Annotated in this window: 9 protein-coding genes; 5 read left to right on the forward strand and 4 right to left on the reverse strand. The window is 68.5% G+C overall.

What is annotated here, in order from left to right:
* Window positions 1–124: 124 nt before the first annotated feature.
* The 3 genes from DAT35_RS19020 (at window position 125) to DAT35_RS19030 (ending at window position 4,926) form a co-directional block, all read left to right on the forward strand.
* Window positions 125–3,292, forward strand: a complete 3,168-nt coding sequence (locus DAT35_RS19020) for a serine/threonine-protein kinase (RefSeq protein ID WP_108068483.1) — start codon at window positions 125–127, stop codon at window positions 3,290–3,292.
* A gap of 220 nt (window positions 3,293–3,512) precedes the next feature.
* Window positions 3,513–4,367 carry a hypothetical protein gene (locus DAT35_RS19025; RefSeq protein ID WP_158501777.1) on the forward strand — a complete coding sequence of 285 codons (855 nt, stop codon included), beginning with the start codon at window positions 3,513–3,515 and terminating at the stop codon, window positions 4,365–4,367.
* 34 nt (window positions 4,368–4,401) lie between these two features.
* Window positions 4,402–4,926, forward strand: a complete 525-nt coding sequence (locus DAT35_RS19030) for a DUF4240 domain-containing protein (RefSeq protein WP_108068485.1) — start codon at window positions 4,402–4,404, stop codon at window positions 4,924–4,926.
* Window positions 4,927–4,969: 43 nt separating this feature from the next.
* Here DAT35_RS19030 and DAT35_RS19035 read toward each other — a convergent pair whose 3' ends face one another.
* Window positions 4,970–7,591, reverse strand: coding sequence for an amidohydrolase family protein (locus DAT35_RS19035; RefSeq protein ID WP_233261565.1), 2,622 nt, complete (start codon window positions 7,589–7,591; stop codon window positions 4,970–4,972).
* A 123-nt stretch (window positions 7,592–7,714) separates the two neighbouring features.
* On the opposite strand from DAT35_RS19035, the gene DAT35_RS19040 reads away from it, so the two are divergent.
* Complete coding sequence (locus DAT35_RS19040; RefSeq protein ID WP_108068487.1) at window positions 7,715–9,079, forward strand: sigma 54-interacting transcriptional regulator; 1,365 nt, start codon at window positions 7,715–7,717, stop codon at window positions 9,077–9,079.
* 77 nt (window positions 9,080–9,156) lie between these two features.
* Here the strand turns inward: DAT35_RS19040 and DAT35_RS19045 are convergent, their stop codons facing one another.
* From DAT35_RS19045 to DAT35_RS19055, 3 genes are all read right to left on the reverse strand, one after another.
* The gene (locus tag DAT35_RS19045; protein WP_108068488.1) at window positions 9,157–11,142 is read right to left on the reverse strand and encodes an ELWxxDGT repeat protein; all 1,986 of its coding nucleotides are present in this window, start codon (window positions 11,140–11,142) and stop codon (window positions 9,157–9,159) included.
* Window positions 11,143–11,301: 159 nt separating this feature from the next.
* Entirely contained in the window at window positions 11,302–14,106 is a 2,805-nt protein-coding gene (locus tag DAT35_RS19050) for a kelch repeat-containing protein (RefSeq protein ID WP_108068489.1), read from the reverse strand.
* 376 nt (window positions 14,107–14,482) lie between these two features.
* Complete coding sequence (locus DAT35_RS19055) at window positions 14,483–15,100, reverse strand: TIGR02265 family protein (RefSeq protein ID WP_158501778.1); 618 nt, start codon at window positions 15,098–15,100, stop codon at window positions 14,483–14,485.
* Window positions 15,101–15,287: 187 nt separating this feature from the next.
* On the opposite strand from DAT35_RS19055, the gene DAT35_RS19060 reads away from it, so the two are divergent.
* Entirely contained in the window at window positions 15,288–16,355 is a 1,068-nt protein-coding gene (locus DAT35_RS19060) for a PrsW family intramembrane metalloprotease (protein WP_108068491.1), read from the forward strand.
* Window positions 16,356–16,368: the final 13 nt, after the last annotated feature.

Consider the following 16,368-nt stretch of genomic DNA (forward strand, 5'->3'; position numbering starts at 1 on the left):
GTGAGCCTGAACACCCTCCAGGCAGCCTGCCTCACGACACATGCCCACCTTGATTCTGGAATCAGCGCAACGATGAATTCTCGCTTCCACGAGGGCGTGCCATCCTGCGTGATAGCGAGGCTGCATGGGGTCCTTCGATGACAAAGAGCGCCGCACGCTCGTGACCGGCGACGAGCGCCGCACGGCCGTGCCCGAGGACCGGCGCACGCTCGTGACCGACGAGCGCCGCACGGTGGACCTCGGTGCGCAGAACGCACCAGGGCCTCAAGCCTCCACCCAACCCCATGAGGCACCCGCGCTCGGCCGGGGCACACCCCTGGACCGGTACGTGGTGTTGGATCCCCTGGGCCAGGGCGGCATGGGGATGGTGTATGCCGCCTACGACTCGGTGCTGGACCGGAAGGTGGCGCTCAAGCTGCTGCCGCCCGGTGACTCCGACGGAGGCCCCGAGGTGACGTCCGGGAGGGCCCGGCTGCTGCGCGAGGCGCAGGCCATGGCCCGGCTCTCCCACCCCAACGTGGTGGCCGTCTACGACGTCTACCAGCACGGCGCCCAGGTCTTCATGGCCATGGAGCTGGTGGAGGGCCAGACGCTGCTGCAGTGGCAGCAGGAGAAGCCGAGGACCTGGAGGGAGATCCTCACCGCCTTCCTGGCCGCGGGCCGGGGTCTGGCCGCCGCGCACGCCGCCGGGCTCGTCCACCGCGACTTCAAGCCCACCAACGTGCTGGTGGGCAAGGATGGCCGCGTGCGGGTGACGGACTTCGGTCTGGCGCGCGAGCACAACGCGCCCCCGGAGCCCGTGTCCGACGCGAGCGCGCCGTCCCCGGACACCAGCCCGGTCAAACCCCACAGCCTGCTGGAGCTGAACCTCACCCAGCGGGGCGCGGTGCTGGGGACTCCGGCCTACATGGCGCCCGAGCAGTTCCGCGGCGCCACCGCGGATGCGCGCAGCGACCAGTTCTCCTTCGCGGTGTCGCTGTGGGAGGCCCTCTACGGCGAGCGCCCCTTCGAGGGAGGCTCCCCCAGCGAGCGCCGGGAGAACGTGCTGGCCGGACGCATCAAGCCCCCGCCGCCCTACTCCAAGGTGCCGCCCTGGGTGAACCGGGCCCTGCTGCGCGCCCTCCACACCGCGCCGGAGTCCCGCTACCCCTCGCTGGACGCACTGCTGTCCATCCTGGAGAGGGACCCGGCCCAGGTGCTCCGCCGCCGGCTGTCCGTACTGGCCGTGGTCCTGCTCTTCCTGGGCTCGGGCGTGCTGGTGTGGATCTCCTGGCGCCAGCGCAACGTCAACCTGTGCACCGGCGGCCCGGAGAAGCTGGAGGGCATCTGGGACGCGCGGCGCCAGACGGCCATCGAGAAGGCCTTCCTCGCCACCCGCCTGAACTACGCCGGTGACACCTGGAAGCGCGTGCGAGGAGCCCTCGACACGTACACCACCGCGTGGCGGGACATGCACCAGGACACCTGTGCGGCCACACGCCTCCGGGGCGAGCAGTCCGAAGCCGTGATGACCCTGCGCATGGCCTGCCTGGAGAGCCGCCGTCAGGAGCTGGCCGCCCTCACCGAGGTCTTCACCGACGCCGATGCCACCGTGGTGGAGAAGGCCATCTCCGCCGCCAGCGCCCTGCGTCCGCTCCGGGGCTGCGCGGACGTGGAAGCGCTGATGGCCGAGGTGAAGCCTCCCGAGGACACCCCCACCCGAGAGGCCGTGGCGGCTGCCCGCGCCCAGCTCGCGCGCGTCAAGGCGCTCACCGAGGCCGGCAAGCTCAAGGAAGGCCTGGAGCTGGCCACGGCGGTGGCCGGGAAGACGAAGACGCTCGGCTACCAGCCCATCTACGCCGAGGCCCTCTTCATGCAGGCCTGGACGCAGATCCTCTCCGGGGAGCTCCAGGGAGTCCCTCCGCTGCTCATGCAGGCGCTGTGGCTCGCACACGCCTCGCGGCACGACACCATCGCGACGGCGGCCGCCGTGCGGCTGATGGGCTACTTCAGCAACCGCGGCCCCCAGGAGGAAGCCGAGCGCTGGGAGCACCTCGCGGAGGCCTCGCTCGACCGGCTGGGCGAGCAGGGAGAGCTGCGCGCCATCTTCCACAACAACCGGGGCCTGGCGCTCTACCACCAGGGCAAGTTCGCCGAGGCCTACGAGGCCTTCGACCGGGCCTTCGCCCTCGCGGAACAGGAGCTCGGCCCGGCGAACGCGACGACGCTGCGCTATGGCAGCAACGCGCTGGCCGCGCTGGACAACCTGGACCGCGTCGACGACTCACGGCGCGCGCTCGAGACGCTCGTGCGCCTGGGCGAGCAGAACCTCGGGCCCCTCCACCCGTTCCTCAACCAGCCCCTGATGAACCTGGCGAACATGTACGCCATGCAGGGACGCAACGCCGATGCACGCCGCATGCTCGACCGGGTGCGGGAGATCGGCCAGCAGGCGTACCGGAACGACTCGGAGGAGTGGGCGCACTTCCACATCGCCTATGGCGACCTGGAGGCCGCGGAGGGCCATGACGCCGCGGCCCTCGGACATTACGAAGAGGCCGTGCGCCGGTTCCGGGAGCTCACGCCGGAGAGCCAGTACCTGATGCTGGCCCTGGTGTGCGAGGCCGAAGCCCAGATGTCGCTGCAGCGGCTGTCCGAGGCGCAGCGGACCTTTGAACAGGTGGTGGAGCTGGCGAAGAAGGACCTGCAGCAGCACGAGCAGGTCTACACCAAGGCCCTGGGCGGGCTGGCGGACCTGTACGATGCGCGAGGCCAGTACGAGAAGGCGCTCCGGCTGCGCCAGCAGGCGCTGGAGCTGCGCGAGCGGGCGCTGGGCCCCGGACACAAGACCACGGCCCTCATCCGCGTGAGCATCGGCAACAGCTACCTCGAGCTGGGCCAGGCCTCGCGAGCGCTCGCCATCTTCGAGAAGGAGCAGCCCCTCTTCGAGAAGACGATGGGCGCGGACACCCCGGTCGGCGTGCTGCCCCTGGAGGGCAAGGGCGAGGCGTTGCAGCGGCTGGGACGGGCCACCGAGGCCATCGCCGTCCTCGAGCGCGTGCTCCGGGTCGTCGAGAGCCACCCGGTGCGTCCGGCGTACCGGGCCTCCACGCAGTTCGCCATGGCGCGCGCGCTATGGGATGCCGGACAGCAACCGGAACGCGCCCTGAAGCTCGCCCAGACGGCGCGCGCCACCTTCTCCCGCGCCCCCATCCTCCACGCCAAGGCGCTGGCGGAGCTGGAGGCGCTGTTGACGCGGTACGATCCGAAGGCCGCCACGCCCGGCTCCACGGCGATTCAGGCACCTCCCTGAGGGAGGTGTCCACCCACGCGCGCCACTGCCCGATGCTCGGCATTTCTCGAACAGCACGTGCTGGCAACTGGTGAACAGTACCTGCATCCCTGTCTGCCACCTGCCAACAAGAACTGATGTGCTCGCACTCCTCCGGGGTGAACAGCCCCGGCCCCCCACCCATCCCTGCATAAGGGATGGGTTGTAAAGGCCCTGGCCCATCGCACGCGAGGCGATTCCCATGCCCAAACTTCGATGGGCGATGCTCGTCTACCTCCTGCTCCTCCTCGGCTTCGCCGATAGTGCTGCCGCAGGCAGCAGCCAATTGCCTCGGGTCGGGTGGATCTACAGGATTGAAGGCCGTCTGGAAGGACAACCTGTCCTCTACGTAGGTTCCGCAGTGGACCTCAAACAGCGCCTGACCAGCAATCACAAATGGGCTGGACTGCTCCAGCAGGATGGCACGAAGGTCTATGCAATGGAGGTCTTCGCGGAACTCAATGTCCAAGCATCCAACAGGCAGACTCTGATGAGCGCGAGAAACGAAGCGCTGCGAGCCGCGGAGCAACGCGCCATGGATCAGGCGAGGGGACGAGTCGAGAGGTTCAACCAGGACTTGGCGCCGGGTGGGAAGGAAACGAAGATTCTCAACGAAATGAATGCCTCGGCAGACGCAGCCTCGTGGGAAGCCAGGCACAAAGTGACCACCAGCAACAGCTGGCAACTGATTGAAAGACGTCTCGCCGGTACCACAACCAAGGCGCTCGTGGCCCTGACACTTCTGGATGCTTATTTGATGTATCGTGACGCCAAGATGGCTCAGTACGTCATTGCCCCCTATGTCCTGGGGGACGAACAAGGATTCTTCACTCTGGAACAAAATCTCTCGCTACCTTCGCCGAGCTACCACAAGGCCTACCTGAGTGGCAGCGCGAAAGGGCAGCGAATCGAGATTTCGTCTTCTGACTTCCGAAGCCTGAGAGAGGAAGCAGAAGCACTCTGGGGCACAACGGACTGGAACGGTGACTTCGTTCCGGGTCTCCTCAACAGGAAGCTCCCAGTCATCAACGAACAGGGCGCGTCACGGATGGACTAGCCATCGTGAATCTTCACGAAGGAGTTCTTGCGCCATGAACCTCGAGCAGTTCTGGAAGATCATCGAGTCATCCCGGAGAAGGTTCGATTCAGGCCGGGTCGATGGGAACATGCAGCAGCAGCTCGAGGAGCTCAGGACGCTGCTGTCGAAGCTGCCACCCCAGGAGATTATCGACTTCCGCGACCATCTCTTCGCACAGATGGATGCGGCATATCATTGGGACCTGTGGGGGGCCGCGTACATCATCGCGGGCGGTTGCTCGGATGATGGCTTCGTGGACTTCCGAAGCTGGCTGATCTCGATGGGGCGCCGCGTCTTCGAGGACGCGGTGTCGAACCCAGAATCACTCCTCACGGTAGTCGATGCGCCTGGAATCGAAGACGTATTCTTCGAGGAGTTTCAATATGAGCCGGCGCAGGCCTACGAAGAGCTGACGGAGCGCGAGTTCCCTCCTTACGCAGGGCATTCCCCCGCTACCCCTGCTGGAAGGAAGTGGAGCGAAGACGAGGGGAACCTCGAGCAGAGGTTCCCCAGGCTCTGGGCAAAGTACCGACGGTGATAAAGCGCCCCAGCAGGTAACCACACCGCGGAACCGCCCCACCCTACTTCGACAGCGCGCGGTATTTCTCGAACAGGTCGCGCTGGCGGCTGGTGAGCGGCACCTGCTTGCCGCCCAGCCACATGCCCAGCGGACGGCTGCTCGACTCCAGCGGGTCCCCATTCCACAGCACCAGGTCCGCTACCTGTCCCGGAGCCACCTGCCCTCCCTCCACCCCGAAGGCCTCCGTCACGTTCGAGGTGATGGCACGCAGTGCATCCGCGTACGGCAGACCCCACGCCACCGCGTTGCCCGCCTCCTGCGCCAGCGTGCGGACCATGTGCGGCTCGCCCATGGTGGAGATGAGCACCTTCACCCCCGCCGCGCTCAGCAATGCCGCCGCGTCCAGCCGGCTGTTCAGGCCGTCGAAGCTCGAGGGCAGGTTCTGCGTGGGCTGCACGATGACGGGCACCTTCGCCGCCACCAACTCCGGCGCCACCATCCACGCCTCACGCCCTCCGGCGATGAGCAGCTTCAGGCCGAACTCCCGCCCGAGTGCCAGCGCCGCGCGGATGTCCGACACCTTGTTCGCCGACACCACCACCGGCAGCGTGCCCGCCAGCGCCGGCTGCAGCGACTCCAGATCCAACCGGCTCGCGGACAACGAGCGCATGCGATTCTGATCGAAGTCTCCCTTGCGCTTGTTGTACTCGCGCGCATCGAACAGCAGCTCGCGCAGGCGCTCCAGCACCAGGGCTCGTGGTCCAGACACCGCGTCACGGCCGCTGACGCCCAGGTTGATGTGCAGGGCCAGCGGCGCGCGGCGCACCGTGCCGTCCGTGGTCACCCACGCGCTCTGTCCGGACACCAGTCCGCCCCCCGGAATCACTCCCGCCGCCGTGACGCCGCCCAGCCGCGCCACGGGGAAGGTCTCCGCCGCGGGATTGAGACTGTCCACGGCGCGCAGCGCGGCGCGGATGGGCTCCTTGGCCGCCTCACCTCGCAGCGAGTCGTCCACCGTGGAGTCCTCCATGCCAATCTCCACCACGCCCAGGCTGGTGAGCGAATCCACGAAGCCCGGCGCCAGCACCCGGCCCTTGCCGTCCACCGCCCGGCACCCCGAGGGCACCGCGCCCGCCGCCCCCGGCTGCACCCGCGTCACCTTCCCGTTCTCCACCAGCACGAAGGCATGCGCCAACCACGTGCCGTTGGAGAGCACGGCCACGTCCTGGAACGCGGTGCACGCGGCCTCGGTCTTCAGCTCGAGCAGCCGGGAGCACTCCGCGTCCTTCGACGGCTCGCAGTGAGCATCGAGCCCCACGTCCTTCAGGGCCGGCGGCACCGAAGGCTGTGACACCAGCTTCGCCGAGGCCTCCGCGCGCTCGCCCAGCTCGAAGTCGCTCGCGGCCGCGGCGCCCTGGGCCCCATCATAGGTGACGACACCATCCGCCCAGACCCGCTGCGCGCGGGCATAGACGGACAGCGGGTGGTTCTTCCACAGCACCACGTCCGCCATCTTCCCCGGCTCCAGCGAGCCCGTCTTGTCCTCCACTCCCATCACCCACGCGGCGTTGAGCGTCACCCAGCGCAGCGCCTCCTCCTCGGAGATGGGGACGCCGGACTCGCGCGCCCGCCACATGGCCTTGCCAGCCTCCTGGTTGAGCCGCTGGATGCCCAACGCCGAGTCCGAGTGGATGACGGAGCGAGCACCCGCCTGCGATATCAATCCCGCGTTCTCGGGAATGCCGTCCCACGCCTCCATCTTGAAGCCCCACCAGTCCGCCCACGTGGCCACGGCCACCTGCTTCGCCGCGAGCTGGTCGCGCACCTTGTAGGCTTCCAGCGCGTGGTGGAAGGCGCGGATGGAGTAGCCGAACTCGTCGGCCACCTGGAGCATCACCGCCATCTCGTCCGCGCGGTAGCAGTGGTTCTGCACGAGGATGTTGCCGCGAATCACCTCCGCCAGGGTCTCCAACTGCAGGTCACGCAGGGGCGCGGGCCCCGCCTCCTCGGGCTTCTTCGCGTGCTTCTTCTCCCAGGCGTCCCAGCGCTCCATGTACTCGCGAGCCCGGGCGAAGGCCTGGCGGTAGCCGGCCACGTTGCCCATCCGCGTAGACGGAGCACGGTGCTGGCTGGTGCCGTAGACGCGGCGCGGATTCTCACCGCACGCCATCTTCAGCCCATCCTTCGCACCGGGAAAGCGCATCTCCGCCGCCGAGCGCCCGAAATGCAGCTTCACCGGGAAGCCGCGACCACCAATCAGGTTGGCACTGCCCGGCAGCACCAGCAGGGACGTGATGCCACCCGCCGCCGCCCGGCGCAGCCCGGGGTCCTGCGGCCAGAAGGAGTGCTCGGCGGACACCTCGGCCGTCACCGGAGCCGTGGCCTCGTTGCCGTCACTGGTCGAGCTGGTCTCCGGCGAGGCGTACACGCCCAGGTGGCTGTGGGCATCGATGATGCCGGGAGTCACGTAGAGCCCCGTGCCATCCACCTCCTCGGCGCCGGGCGGGGTGGCCACCTCCGCGTTGCGGCCCACGGCGACAATCTTCCCATCCGTGAAAGCGATTGCACCATCCTCGATGGCCGGGCCCGAGGCCGGCATCACCGTGGCGTGCCGCACCACCACCGGGCGCTCCTGACGGTACGCAACCTCCGTAGGAGCGGAACCGGCCGTACGGGCAGTCACGGAGGCAGGCTCGGCCGGAGAGTTGGAGGCCGAAGGAACGGTTGCGCAAGAGGTCAGCAACACCAGGGGGAGATAGCGAGAGCGCATGGCGCCCCTCGTATCACGATAGACTCGGAGTCGCTCATGACCTCCGTTCCCCCCGTCCCCATCCCCACGCACACGCTCCTCGGCGAGCGGGCTCGCGGAGACCGGCTCGCAGCACAGCAGTTCCACCTGGTGCTGCTGGACACCGAGCGCGCCGGGACCGTCTACCCACTCAGCGGTGAGGTGCTGCGCATTGGCAAGGCGCCGGAAAACGACGTCGTGCTCGACCATCCCACCGTCAGCCGCAATCACCTGCTGGTGCGCCGCCAGGGAGACCGGTTCCTGGTGCAGGATCTCGGCTCCACCAACGGCACATTCCTCGACGGCGCCCAGGTGCGCGAGGCCTACCTGCGCCCCGGTGCCCTCATCGAGGCAGGCGACGTACGGCTGCGCTTCAGCCCCCAGGTGGCCCCGGTGGAGATCGCCCCCTCGGCCGAGGACCGGCTCGGCGAGCTGGTGGGCCGCAGCGTGCCGATGCGGCAGATCTTCGCGCTGCTCCAGCGCATCGCCCCCACGGACTCCACGGTGCTGCTGGTGGGCGAGACGGGCACGGGCAAGGGCGCCGCGGCCAAGGCGCTGCACAAGCTGTCACCGCGCGCCTCCGGGCCGCTGGTGGTGTTCGACTGCGCCTCGGTGTCGGACTCGCTCATCGAGAGCGAGCTGTTCGGCCACGAGAAGGGGGCCTTCACCGGAGCGGTGGGCCAGCGCATCGGCTGCCTGGAGCGGGCCCACGGCGGCACCCTCTTCCTGGATGAGATCGACGACCTCGCGTTGGATCTGCAGCCCAAGCTGCTGCGCGCGCTCGAGGACCGGGAGTTCTACCGGCTCGGGGCGTCAACGCCGGTGTCCTTCGACGCGCACATCGTCGTGGCGAGCAAGAAGGACCTGTGGGCGGAGACGCAGGCGGGCCGCTTCCGCGAGGACCTGTACTTCCGGCTGTCCGTCTTCACGGTGACGCTGCCCTCGCTGCGCGACCGCAAGGAGGACATCCCCCTGCTGGTGGATGCCTTCGGAGGCCGGGAACTGTGGGAGCGACTGCCAGAGAAGGTGCGCGAGCAGTTCCTCGGGCACACGTGGCCGGGCAACGTGCGCGAGCTGCGCAACGCCGTCGAGCGGGCCCGGCACATGGCGGACATCCCCGAGCTGGCGGTGGAGGGACTGCTGCGCGAGTCCACTCCCGAGGCGCCCCCTCCCTCGGGCGAGCACCTGCAGGCGGAGTACTCGGGCCCCTTCAAGGCGTGCAAGGACGAGCTGGTGCGCGCCTTCGAGCGCGAGTACCTCACCCGGCTGCTGAGCCGCACCAAGGGCAACATCGCCCGCGCGGCGCGCGAGGCCGAGCTGGACCGCAAGCACCTCTACTCCCTGCTGCACAAGTACGGACTGGTGCAGAGCGAGGGAGAGTGAGCGCCGGTGCGGGCTCCCTCCGCCTCGCGGCGAGGCCGAGGTGAGGGAGCCGGGCACGCGTTCACGTCCGGCCGGGCCTACCGGGAGGAGCGGCGGCGGCGCGCCATCAGCGGAGCGAGCACACCCATCAACAGCCAGGGCGCATTCGCCGCGAAGCCCGAGGAGCAACCGCACCCGGAGCTGCCCGGAGCGGCGCTCACCTTCACGGTGAAGGAGCAGGTCGTCACGTTGCCCGAGGCATCCGTCGCGGTGACCTGCACCGGGTTGTTGCCCGGGGGGAAGGTCGCACCGGCCGGTATCGAGTAGCTGAGGGTGACGTCGGAAGCGGTGTCCGTCGCCTGCGCCGGCGAGTAGTTGATCACCGCGCCCGCCGCTCTGGTGGCGGTGGCATCCACGTCCGCCGGACAGGTGACGACGGGTGCCCGGGTGTCCCTCACCGCCACCGTGAAGGAGCAGGTGTTGGTGTTGCCCGCGGTGTCGGTGGCCGTGGCGATCACCACATGGTCCTTCACGGGGAAGGCCGTCCCGGACTCCTGGCTGTAGCTCACCATGGGAGCCTCCGAGCCATCATCCGTCGCCCGCGCGGGCTCGTAGACCACCGTGGTACCCGAGAGACCCGAGGCCTCCACCGTCACGCTCGCCGGGCAGGTGATCTCCGGTGGCGTGCAGTCGCCGAAGAAAGCCGGGGACAGCGCGTACGGCTCCCGCCCCCGCGTCCCGTCATCGGCGGAGAAGTAGAGGGTCCCGCCCGTGAAGGTCAGCTGCTGCGGATCATTCGTGGCCAATGAGGGAGCCGCCAGCCGGGTCCCCGCCTCCGTCCCATCCGTCATCCACAACTTGAAGCCGGTGCCATCGTCCGCCGCGAAGAAGAGCCACGAGCCCCCGGCCGACAGCCATTGCGGCGACGAGCCCACGCTCCCCGAGAGCAGGTCCTTGACGAGCACCGTGCCCGCCTCCGTCCCGTCGCTCTTCCACAGCTCGGCGCCATGGCTGCCATCATCCGCGGTGAAGTAAAGCGTCCCGCCCAGGTCGGCGAAGGCCCTCGGGCTCGAGCCCGTACTTCCCCCGGCGATGTCCTTGACGAGCCTCGTGCCCGACCCTGTCCCATCGCTCACCCAGGGCTCGACGCCGTGCTCGCCGTCGTCCATGAGGAAGAAGAGCTTGCCGCCCACGGCCTTCAGTCCGTCGGGCGCGAGAATCGTCTTGTCCGCGCCGTCCTTCACACGGACCGTGCCGGCTTCCGTCCCATCGCTCTTCCACAGCTCGTCGAAGGGAGAGCCATCGTTGGCCGTGAAGAAGAGAGTGCTGCCCACCACCGTCAGTTGACCCGGGTTGGCGTTGGTGGCCCCCGCGGCGATGTCCTTGACGAGCACCGTGCCCGCCGCCGTCCCATCGCTCTTCCACAGCTCGAAGCCATTGGTGCCGTCATCGGCGGAGAAATAGAGGGTGCTGCCCGACAACCGCATCGACCTGGCGGAGATGGAAGAGCGGACGCCGGGCAGGATGTCCTTGACGAGCCTCGTGCCACCAAACGTCCCGTCGGTCTCCCACAGCTCCCGGCCCGCCACATGGTCTGCCGCCGCGAGGAAGACCTTGCCGCCCATCACGATCATGTCGGTGATGCCACTGGCCTCCACCCCCTCGCCGATCTCCCGCACCATCGTCGTGCCCGCTTCCGTCCCGTCGCTCCGCCAGAGCTCGGACCCGTGCACGCCATCGTTCGCACTGAAGAGGAGCACCCCCCCCAGGTTGGTGAACAGGCTCGGCTTCGAGCCGGCCGAACCTCGGTTGATGTCCTTGACCATCACCGTGCCGGCTTCCGTCCCATCGCTCTTCCACAGCTCGCCGCCGTGCTCGCCGTCGTTGGCGACGAAGTAGACCGTCCCGCCGATGCGCAGGAAGGAGGAGGGTGACGCGCTGCCCGTCCCCGGAGCCACGTCCTTCATGGCCGCCGGAGGACGGCACCCGGGCGCCGGCATGGCCTCCGCATGGGCCAACGAGCCGCTCCCACCCACCAGCGCGAGCGCCAGAGGCCACCACCACTCCATGGACCCACGAGACATCCGCTTTCTCCTTCCCGAACCAAAAAACACGAGGGGCGCGGGGCCCGGGAAGTGTCCCGGAAGCCTCGCGCCCCTTGCATGAAAGCCTGCCACGCCTCGGTTTGCATCACCGGGAGGGCGGCGGCCGCCCTCCCGGTCCCTCGGCGAGGGCCGCTGCGATTACAGCTTCGTCAGGTCGTAGTACTCCGCCGACGCCTGGTCGTGGTTGCTGACGCCGCCCACCGCGAGCACCGTGCCGTTGTTGAGCAGGGTCGCCGTGTGCTTGTAGCGGTCCACGTTCATCGCCGCCGTGACCGACCACTTGCCCGTGGCCGGGTCATACAGCTCGGAGGCGGTCATGATGCCCGTGAGCTGGTGGTAACCACCGGCCACCAGCACCCGGCCATCCGGGAGCAGGTTGGCGGTGTGCCAACGGCGCGGGTCCTTCATGCTGCCCGTGGCCGACCAGGTGTTGGAGGCCGGGTCATACAGCTCCGCCGAGGCGCTCAGCGCCACGTCGATGCCCGAGCCGCCCGCCACCAGCACCTTGCCGTTGGGCAGCAGGGTGGCGGTGTGGGAAGCGCGGCCGGTGCCCATGCCCGCCACGGTCGTCCACGTCCCGGTGGCCGGGTCGTAGATTTCAGCGGAGGAGATGAGGGCCTCGGAGGCATCACTGCCGCCCGCCACCAGCACCTTGCCGTTGGGCAGCAGGGTCATGGTGTGGAATGCGCGGGCCGTGTTCAGGCTGCCCGTGTACGTCCAGGCGCCCGTGGCGGGGTCATACAGCTCGGCCGAGGTCAGCAGGGTACCGTCGTACTCACCGGTGCGGCCGCCAGCCACGAGGACCTTGCCGTTGGGCAGCAGGACGGCGGTGTGGTGGAAGCGCTGCTGGTTGAGCAGACCGGCCGGCCGCCACTTGCCCACCGAGGGGACATACAGCTCCGCGGTGGCGGTGGTGATGGGGCACTGACCGCCGCCCGTCACGAGCACGCGACCATCCTGCAGCTTGGTGGCGGTGTGGCCACGGTGGGAGGCCAGGGCGTTACCCGTGGCGGACCAGGTCTTGGTGTCCGAGTTGTAGAGCTCGGAGGTGGAGTTGAAGCCACCGACCACCAGCACCCGGCCGTCGTCCAGCAGGGTGGCGGTGTGCAGCATGCGCGGCAGGGCCATGCTGCCGGTGAGGATCCACCCGCCGCCGCGGTCCTCGCACGTGCCGGAGGCACCCGGAACCACGGTCACCGTACGGGTGGCGCTGCCGACCTTGCCGCTCGCGTCCTTCACCGAGTAGGTGAGGGTGTAGGTACCCGGCACCTTGGTGTTGACGGAGCCGGAGACGGTCACCGCGGACGTCAGGTCACCGTCGCAGATGTCGAAGGCCTGCGCGCCCGCCTCGACGTACGGCTTGAGGCACTCGAGCGTCACCGACGAGTAGCCCGTCAGCACCACCGTCGGAGCCTTGGTGTCGGCCACCGTCACCTTCGTGGTGCAGGTGGAGGTGTTGTTGAAGTAGTCCTTGGCCGTGTACGTCACGTTGGTGACGCCCACCGGGAACGAGTCACCAGTGGGGCTGCGGCCATAGCTCACGCCGCACGCGTCGGTCGCGCTCGGCTCGCCCAGCGTCACGGTGGCGCCGCCGTTGGAGCACTCGGCCGTCACGTCCTCCGGGCAGGTCAGGGCCGGAGGCGTGGTGTCGGTGACGGTCACCTTGGCCGTGCAGCTCGACGACAGGCCGGTCCTGTCCGTGCAGGTCAGCGTCACATTGGTGGTGCCAACGCCGTACGGGTTGCCCGGGGTCGCCACGCAGCCCACCAGGTCACCGTCCGGATCGTACGAGCCGTTGTCCACGGCGCCCGTGGCGCCGCAGATGGTGATGGCGGACAGGTTCAGGTCCTTGCACTTCGCCACCGGAGGACGGTTGAGGGCGACGGACTTGCACGAAGCGCTGCAGGAGCCGGAGCCGTTGCTGGCGCCCGTGTCGCACTCCTCGCCGGAATCCACCGTGCCGTCACCGCACCAGTGCAGGCGGCACACGGACGAGCAGACCGTGCCGGGCTTGCCGTTGTTGGCGCCCGTGTCGCACTCCTCGGGGTACTGCACCACGCCGTCGCCGCAGCGCACGGGGATGGCGCCGCGCGCCAGCACGTAGGGCACACCGTGCGAGCCGTCCGCGAAGTCCTTCGAACCCGGCAGGCGCGAGCCGTACGTCGGATCCCTCGCGATGACGAGCGGGGTGAAGTTGGCGGCCGGGTAGGAGTCGAAGGCCTCGTGCACGGAGCAGCTCCAGTTGGAGAGGATGCCGTCCGACAGGCCCGACAGGGCCGCGTGCGTGGCCACGATGTGGGCGTCGTCGTAGCAGCCCACGCCCGTCACGGTGAAGGTGCCGAACGGCTCGAGCACCGGCACCGCCGTCTTGGCCGGGAAGTCATGGTAGTAGCAGCTCAGGTTGATATAGGCGCCCGTCTTGCCCTCCTGAGCGGCGGCGAACTGGACGGCGTTCTGGGTGACCTGGCTCACCTCGTGGTACACGGGATCCGTTCCCACGACGATGACGTTGCCGTCGACCACCGGACCCCAGGTGTTACGGTTCTTCACCGCCGCGGCGATCAGGCTCGCGGAGGTGCTGCACGTGGGATCGCCCAGGATGATGGCGCGATAGCCGGCGAAGTCCGCCGACGTCTTCGTGGCCCAGACCGCGTCGGTGACGATGTCCACCGTGTAGCCCAGGCTCCTGGCGGCCTGCGCCTCGATGCTGTCGGTTCCGTTGGTGATGGTCCCCGCCAGGATGAGCACCTTGTTGGTGCTGCCCAATCCCTGCGGGCGCGTGCTGATGGCCACGGGGGCGACTGCCGCCTCCGACTCCTGGCCCGCACTGTTCGCATCCGACGACTGCTCGCCACCGCAGGCCGCGAGCAACAGTACGCTCAGGGCCACCAGCATCCGGTTGCGAACGCCGCTACAGCTTTTCTCGTGGGTATCAGACTGCATCCGTACCCCCTCCCCTTTGGTTCAGACGCATTGCTTCTCCTTGGAGATGCCCTGCGGCCATGGCGGTGAGCCCTTGACTCACCATTCGTTCTCGGCACTCCCGCTCCTGGCCGGATACGTCCGGTACAAGACGGGCAAATGTATTTTTACACCAGTAGCACCCGAAAAATAAAATCAATCTTTCAAGACGGCCATCCGGGCAATGCCGGAATATCGCCTCGATGACGCAAGTGCGGCCTTGGAGAGGGGATTGCCGTTCACTGCCAGGCGCAAACGCCTTCCCAGATGGAGGCAGATGTGCGTGCGGAATCCACTCCTGCGCTGAGGGACCGTGTCGCACCCGTGGCACCATCCGCCGCCACGCGGCTGGGGTTCTTCACTCCCAGGTAATCACGTACTCGTTCTCGGTGGGCCCGAGCGAGCGGGAGACGACCTTGGCGCCCTTCACCTTCGCGATGTGGAACAGCGACAGGAAGCCCGCTTCAATCCACTGACGGGGCATCAGGTCGTGCTTGATGATGACGCCACTCCTCGGGCCCGTCAGCGACACCTTGCATTCCGAGTTCTTCGACGCCGCCTCCATGGCCGCCGGCACGTTGCTGATCAACCGCCGGGGGTCTCCCTGGGCCATCAGCAGCAGCACCCTTCCCGCCGCGGACGCATAGAAGGTCTTGCACGACGCGTAGCCCAGCTCCCAGATGCCCTTCTCGAAGCTGCCGAGCTTCTCGGCGAGCAGCCACGACGCCTTGTAAACGAGCCGCATCAGCGTGTGGTGGGGGTAGTTGAAGAAATCCAGGACCCGCTCCTCGCCGATCTCCTCCAGGCAGCGCCGCACGGCGTCCTCGCCCAGGTGCAGCCGCACCTCGTCGATCACGCTGTTGAGGAACAGCCCGCGCATGAGGTCGGTGGGCGCGAGAAGGGAGAGGCGCCACCGCAACTCCTCTTCCGTACCGAGCTCGAGCTGGGGCGGTTCCGCGGTGGAAGGCTTGTCCATGTACATCCCTCTCGCTACGGTGGTTCCTCGACACAAGGCTACCCGGTGCGGCGGGCCCTGATAAAGGGCGGGCAGGGGGACGAAGCGACTTGAGTCGGATCAGGCACTGGGGGAAAAGGTTCTCTCACTGAGGGAGCGCGGGAGCCCGGCCGGTGTGGTGGCGAGGAGGCTCTGCTACGGTCCAGCCATGTCTGCGCTCGTGCTGGGGGGCTCGGCGATCATCCCGTCCCTGCTCTTGCTCTGGTACATCTACGCGGGGGACAGGAACCCCGAGCCTCGCGGGCTGCTGCTGAAGACGTTCCTGCTGGGGGCGGCCATCTGCGCACCGGTGGTCCCGGTGGCAACCTGGCTGGAGTCCCTGGGCGGGGGCTGGGAAGGGGGCGGGTGGAGCACGGCGCTGGTCCAGGCCTTCCTGGGCGCCGCCATCCCCGAGGAGCTCTTCAAGTACCTGGTGCTGCGCCGGTACGTGTGGAGCAAGCCCGCCTTCGACGAGCCGCTGGACGGCGTGGTGTACGGCGCCACCGCCTCGCTCGGCTTCGCCACGTTGGAGAACATCCTCTACGTGGGTGACGGAGGCGTGGGCGTGGCGGTGCTGCGCGCCCTCACCGCCGTACCGGAACATGCCTTCACCGGAGTCATCATGGGCGCGTTCCTGGGCCGCGCCCGGTTCGCCACCGACACGGCCCGGAGCGTCGGGTTGCGGGTCGCCGGCCTCGGCTGGGCCATCCTCCTGCACGGCACCTATGACACCTTCCTCATGACGCATACGGCCTTCGCGCTGCTGGCGCTCCCGGTCCTCCTCCTCGAGGTGGGCTGGGGCCGAGGCCTCTACAAGAAGCTCCAGGCCGAGCAACTCCAGGCGGCGGGCGCGGGAGTGGTGGTGACCGGGCAGTTGGGGGTGGTGGAACAGACCTGGGAGAGCGAGCGCGCCCAGGTCGTCGCGGACGGCCTGGGTCCCATCGAGGTCCCCACCGAGTGGAGGGCCACGCACGTGCGGCTGACCTCCCCTCCGCCCCCCACGCCCCAACGCACCTTCTGGTCCTGGCTCAAGCTGGGCCTGGGCGCCGCGGGACTGACCGTCTGTGGGCTGGGGTGGTTGATCATTTCCGCCCTCCTGTGGCTGCCCACGGACGGCGAGCCGCTGACCACGGGCGTCAAGGTCATCCTGGTGCTCCTGTGCACCGCCCCCACCGCCCTCTTCCTCTGGCTCTTCCACTCGGGACTGAGAGGCCCGTTCGAGCCCGCCCGGGTGTGAGGAAGAGGGCGTC

Source organism: Vitiosangium sp. GDMCC 1.1324 (assembly GCF_003044305.1).
GTDB lineage: Bacteria > Myxococcota > Myxococcia > Myxococcales > Myxococcaceae > Archangium.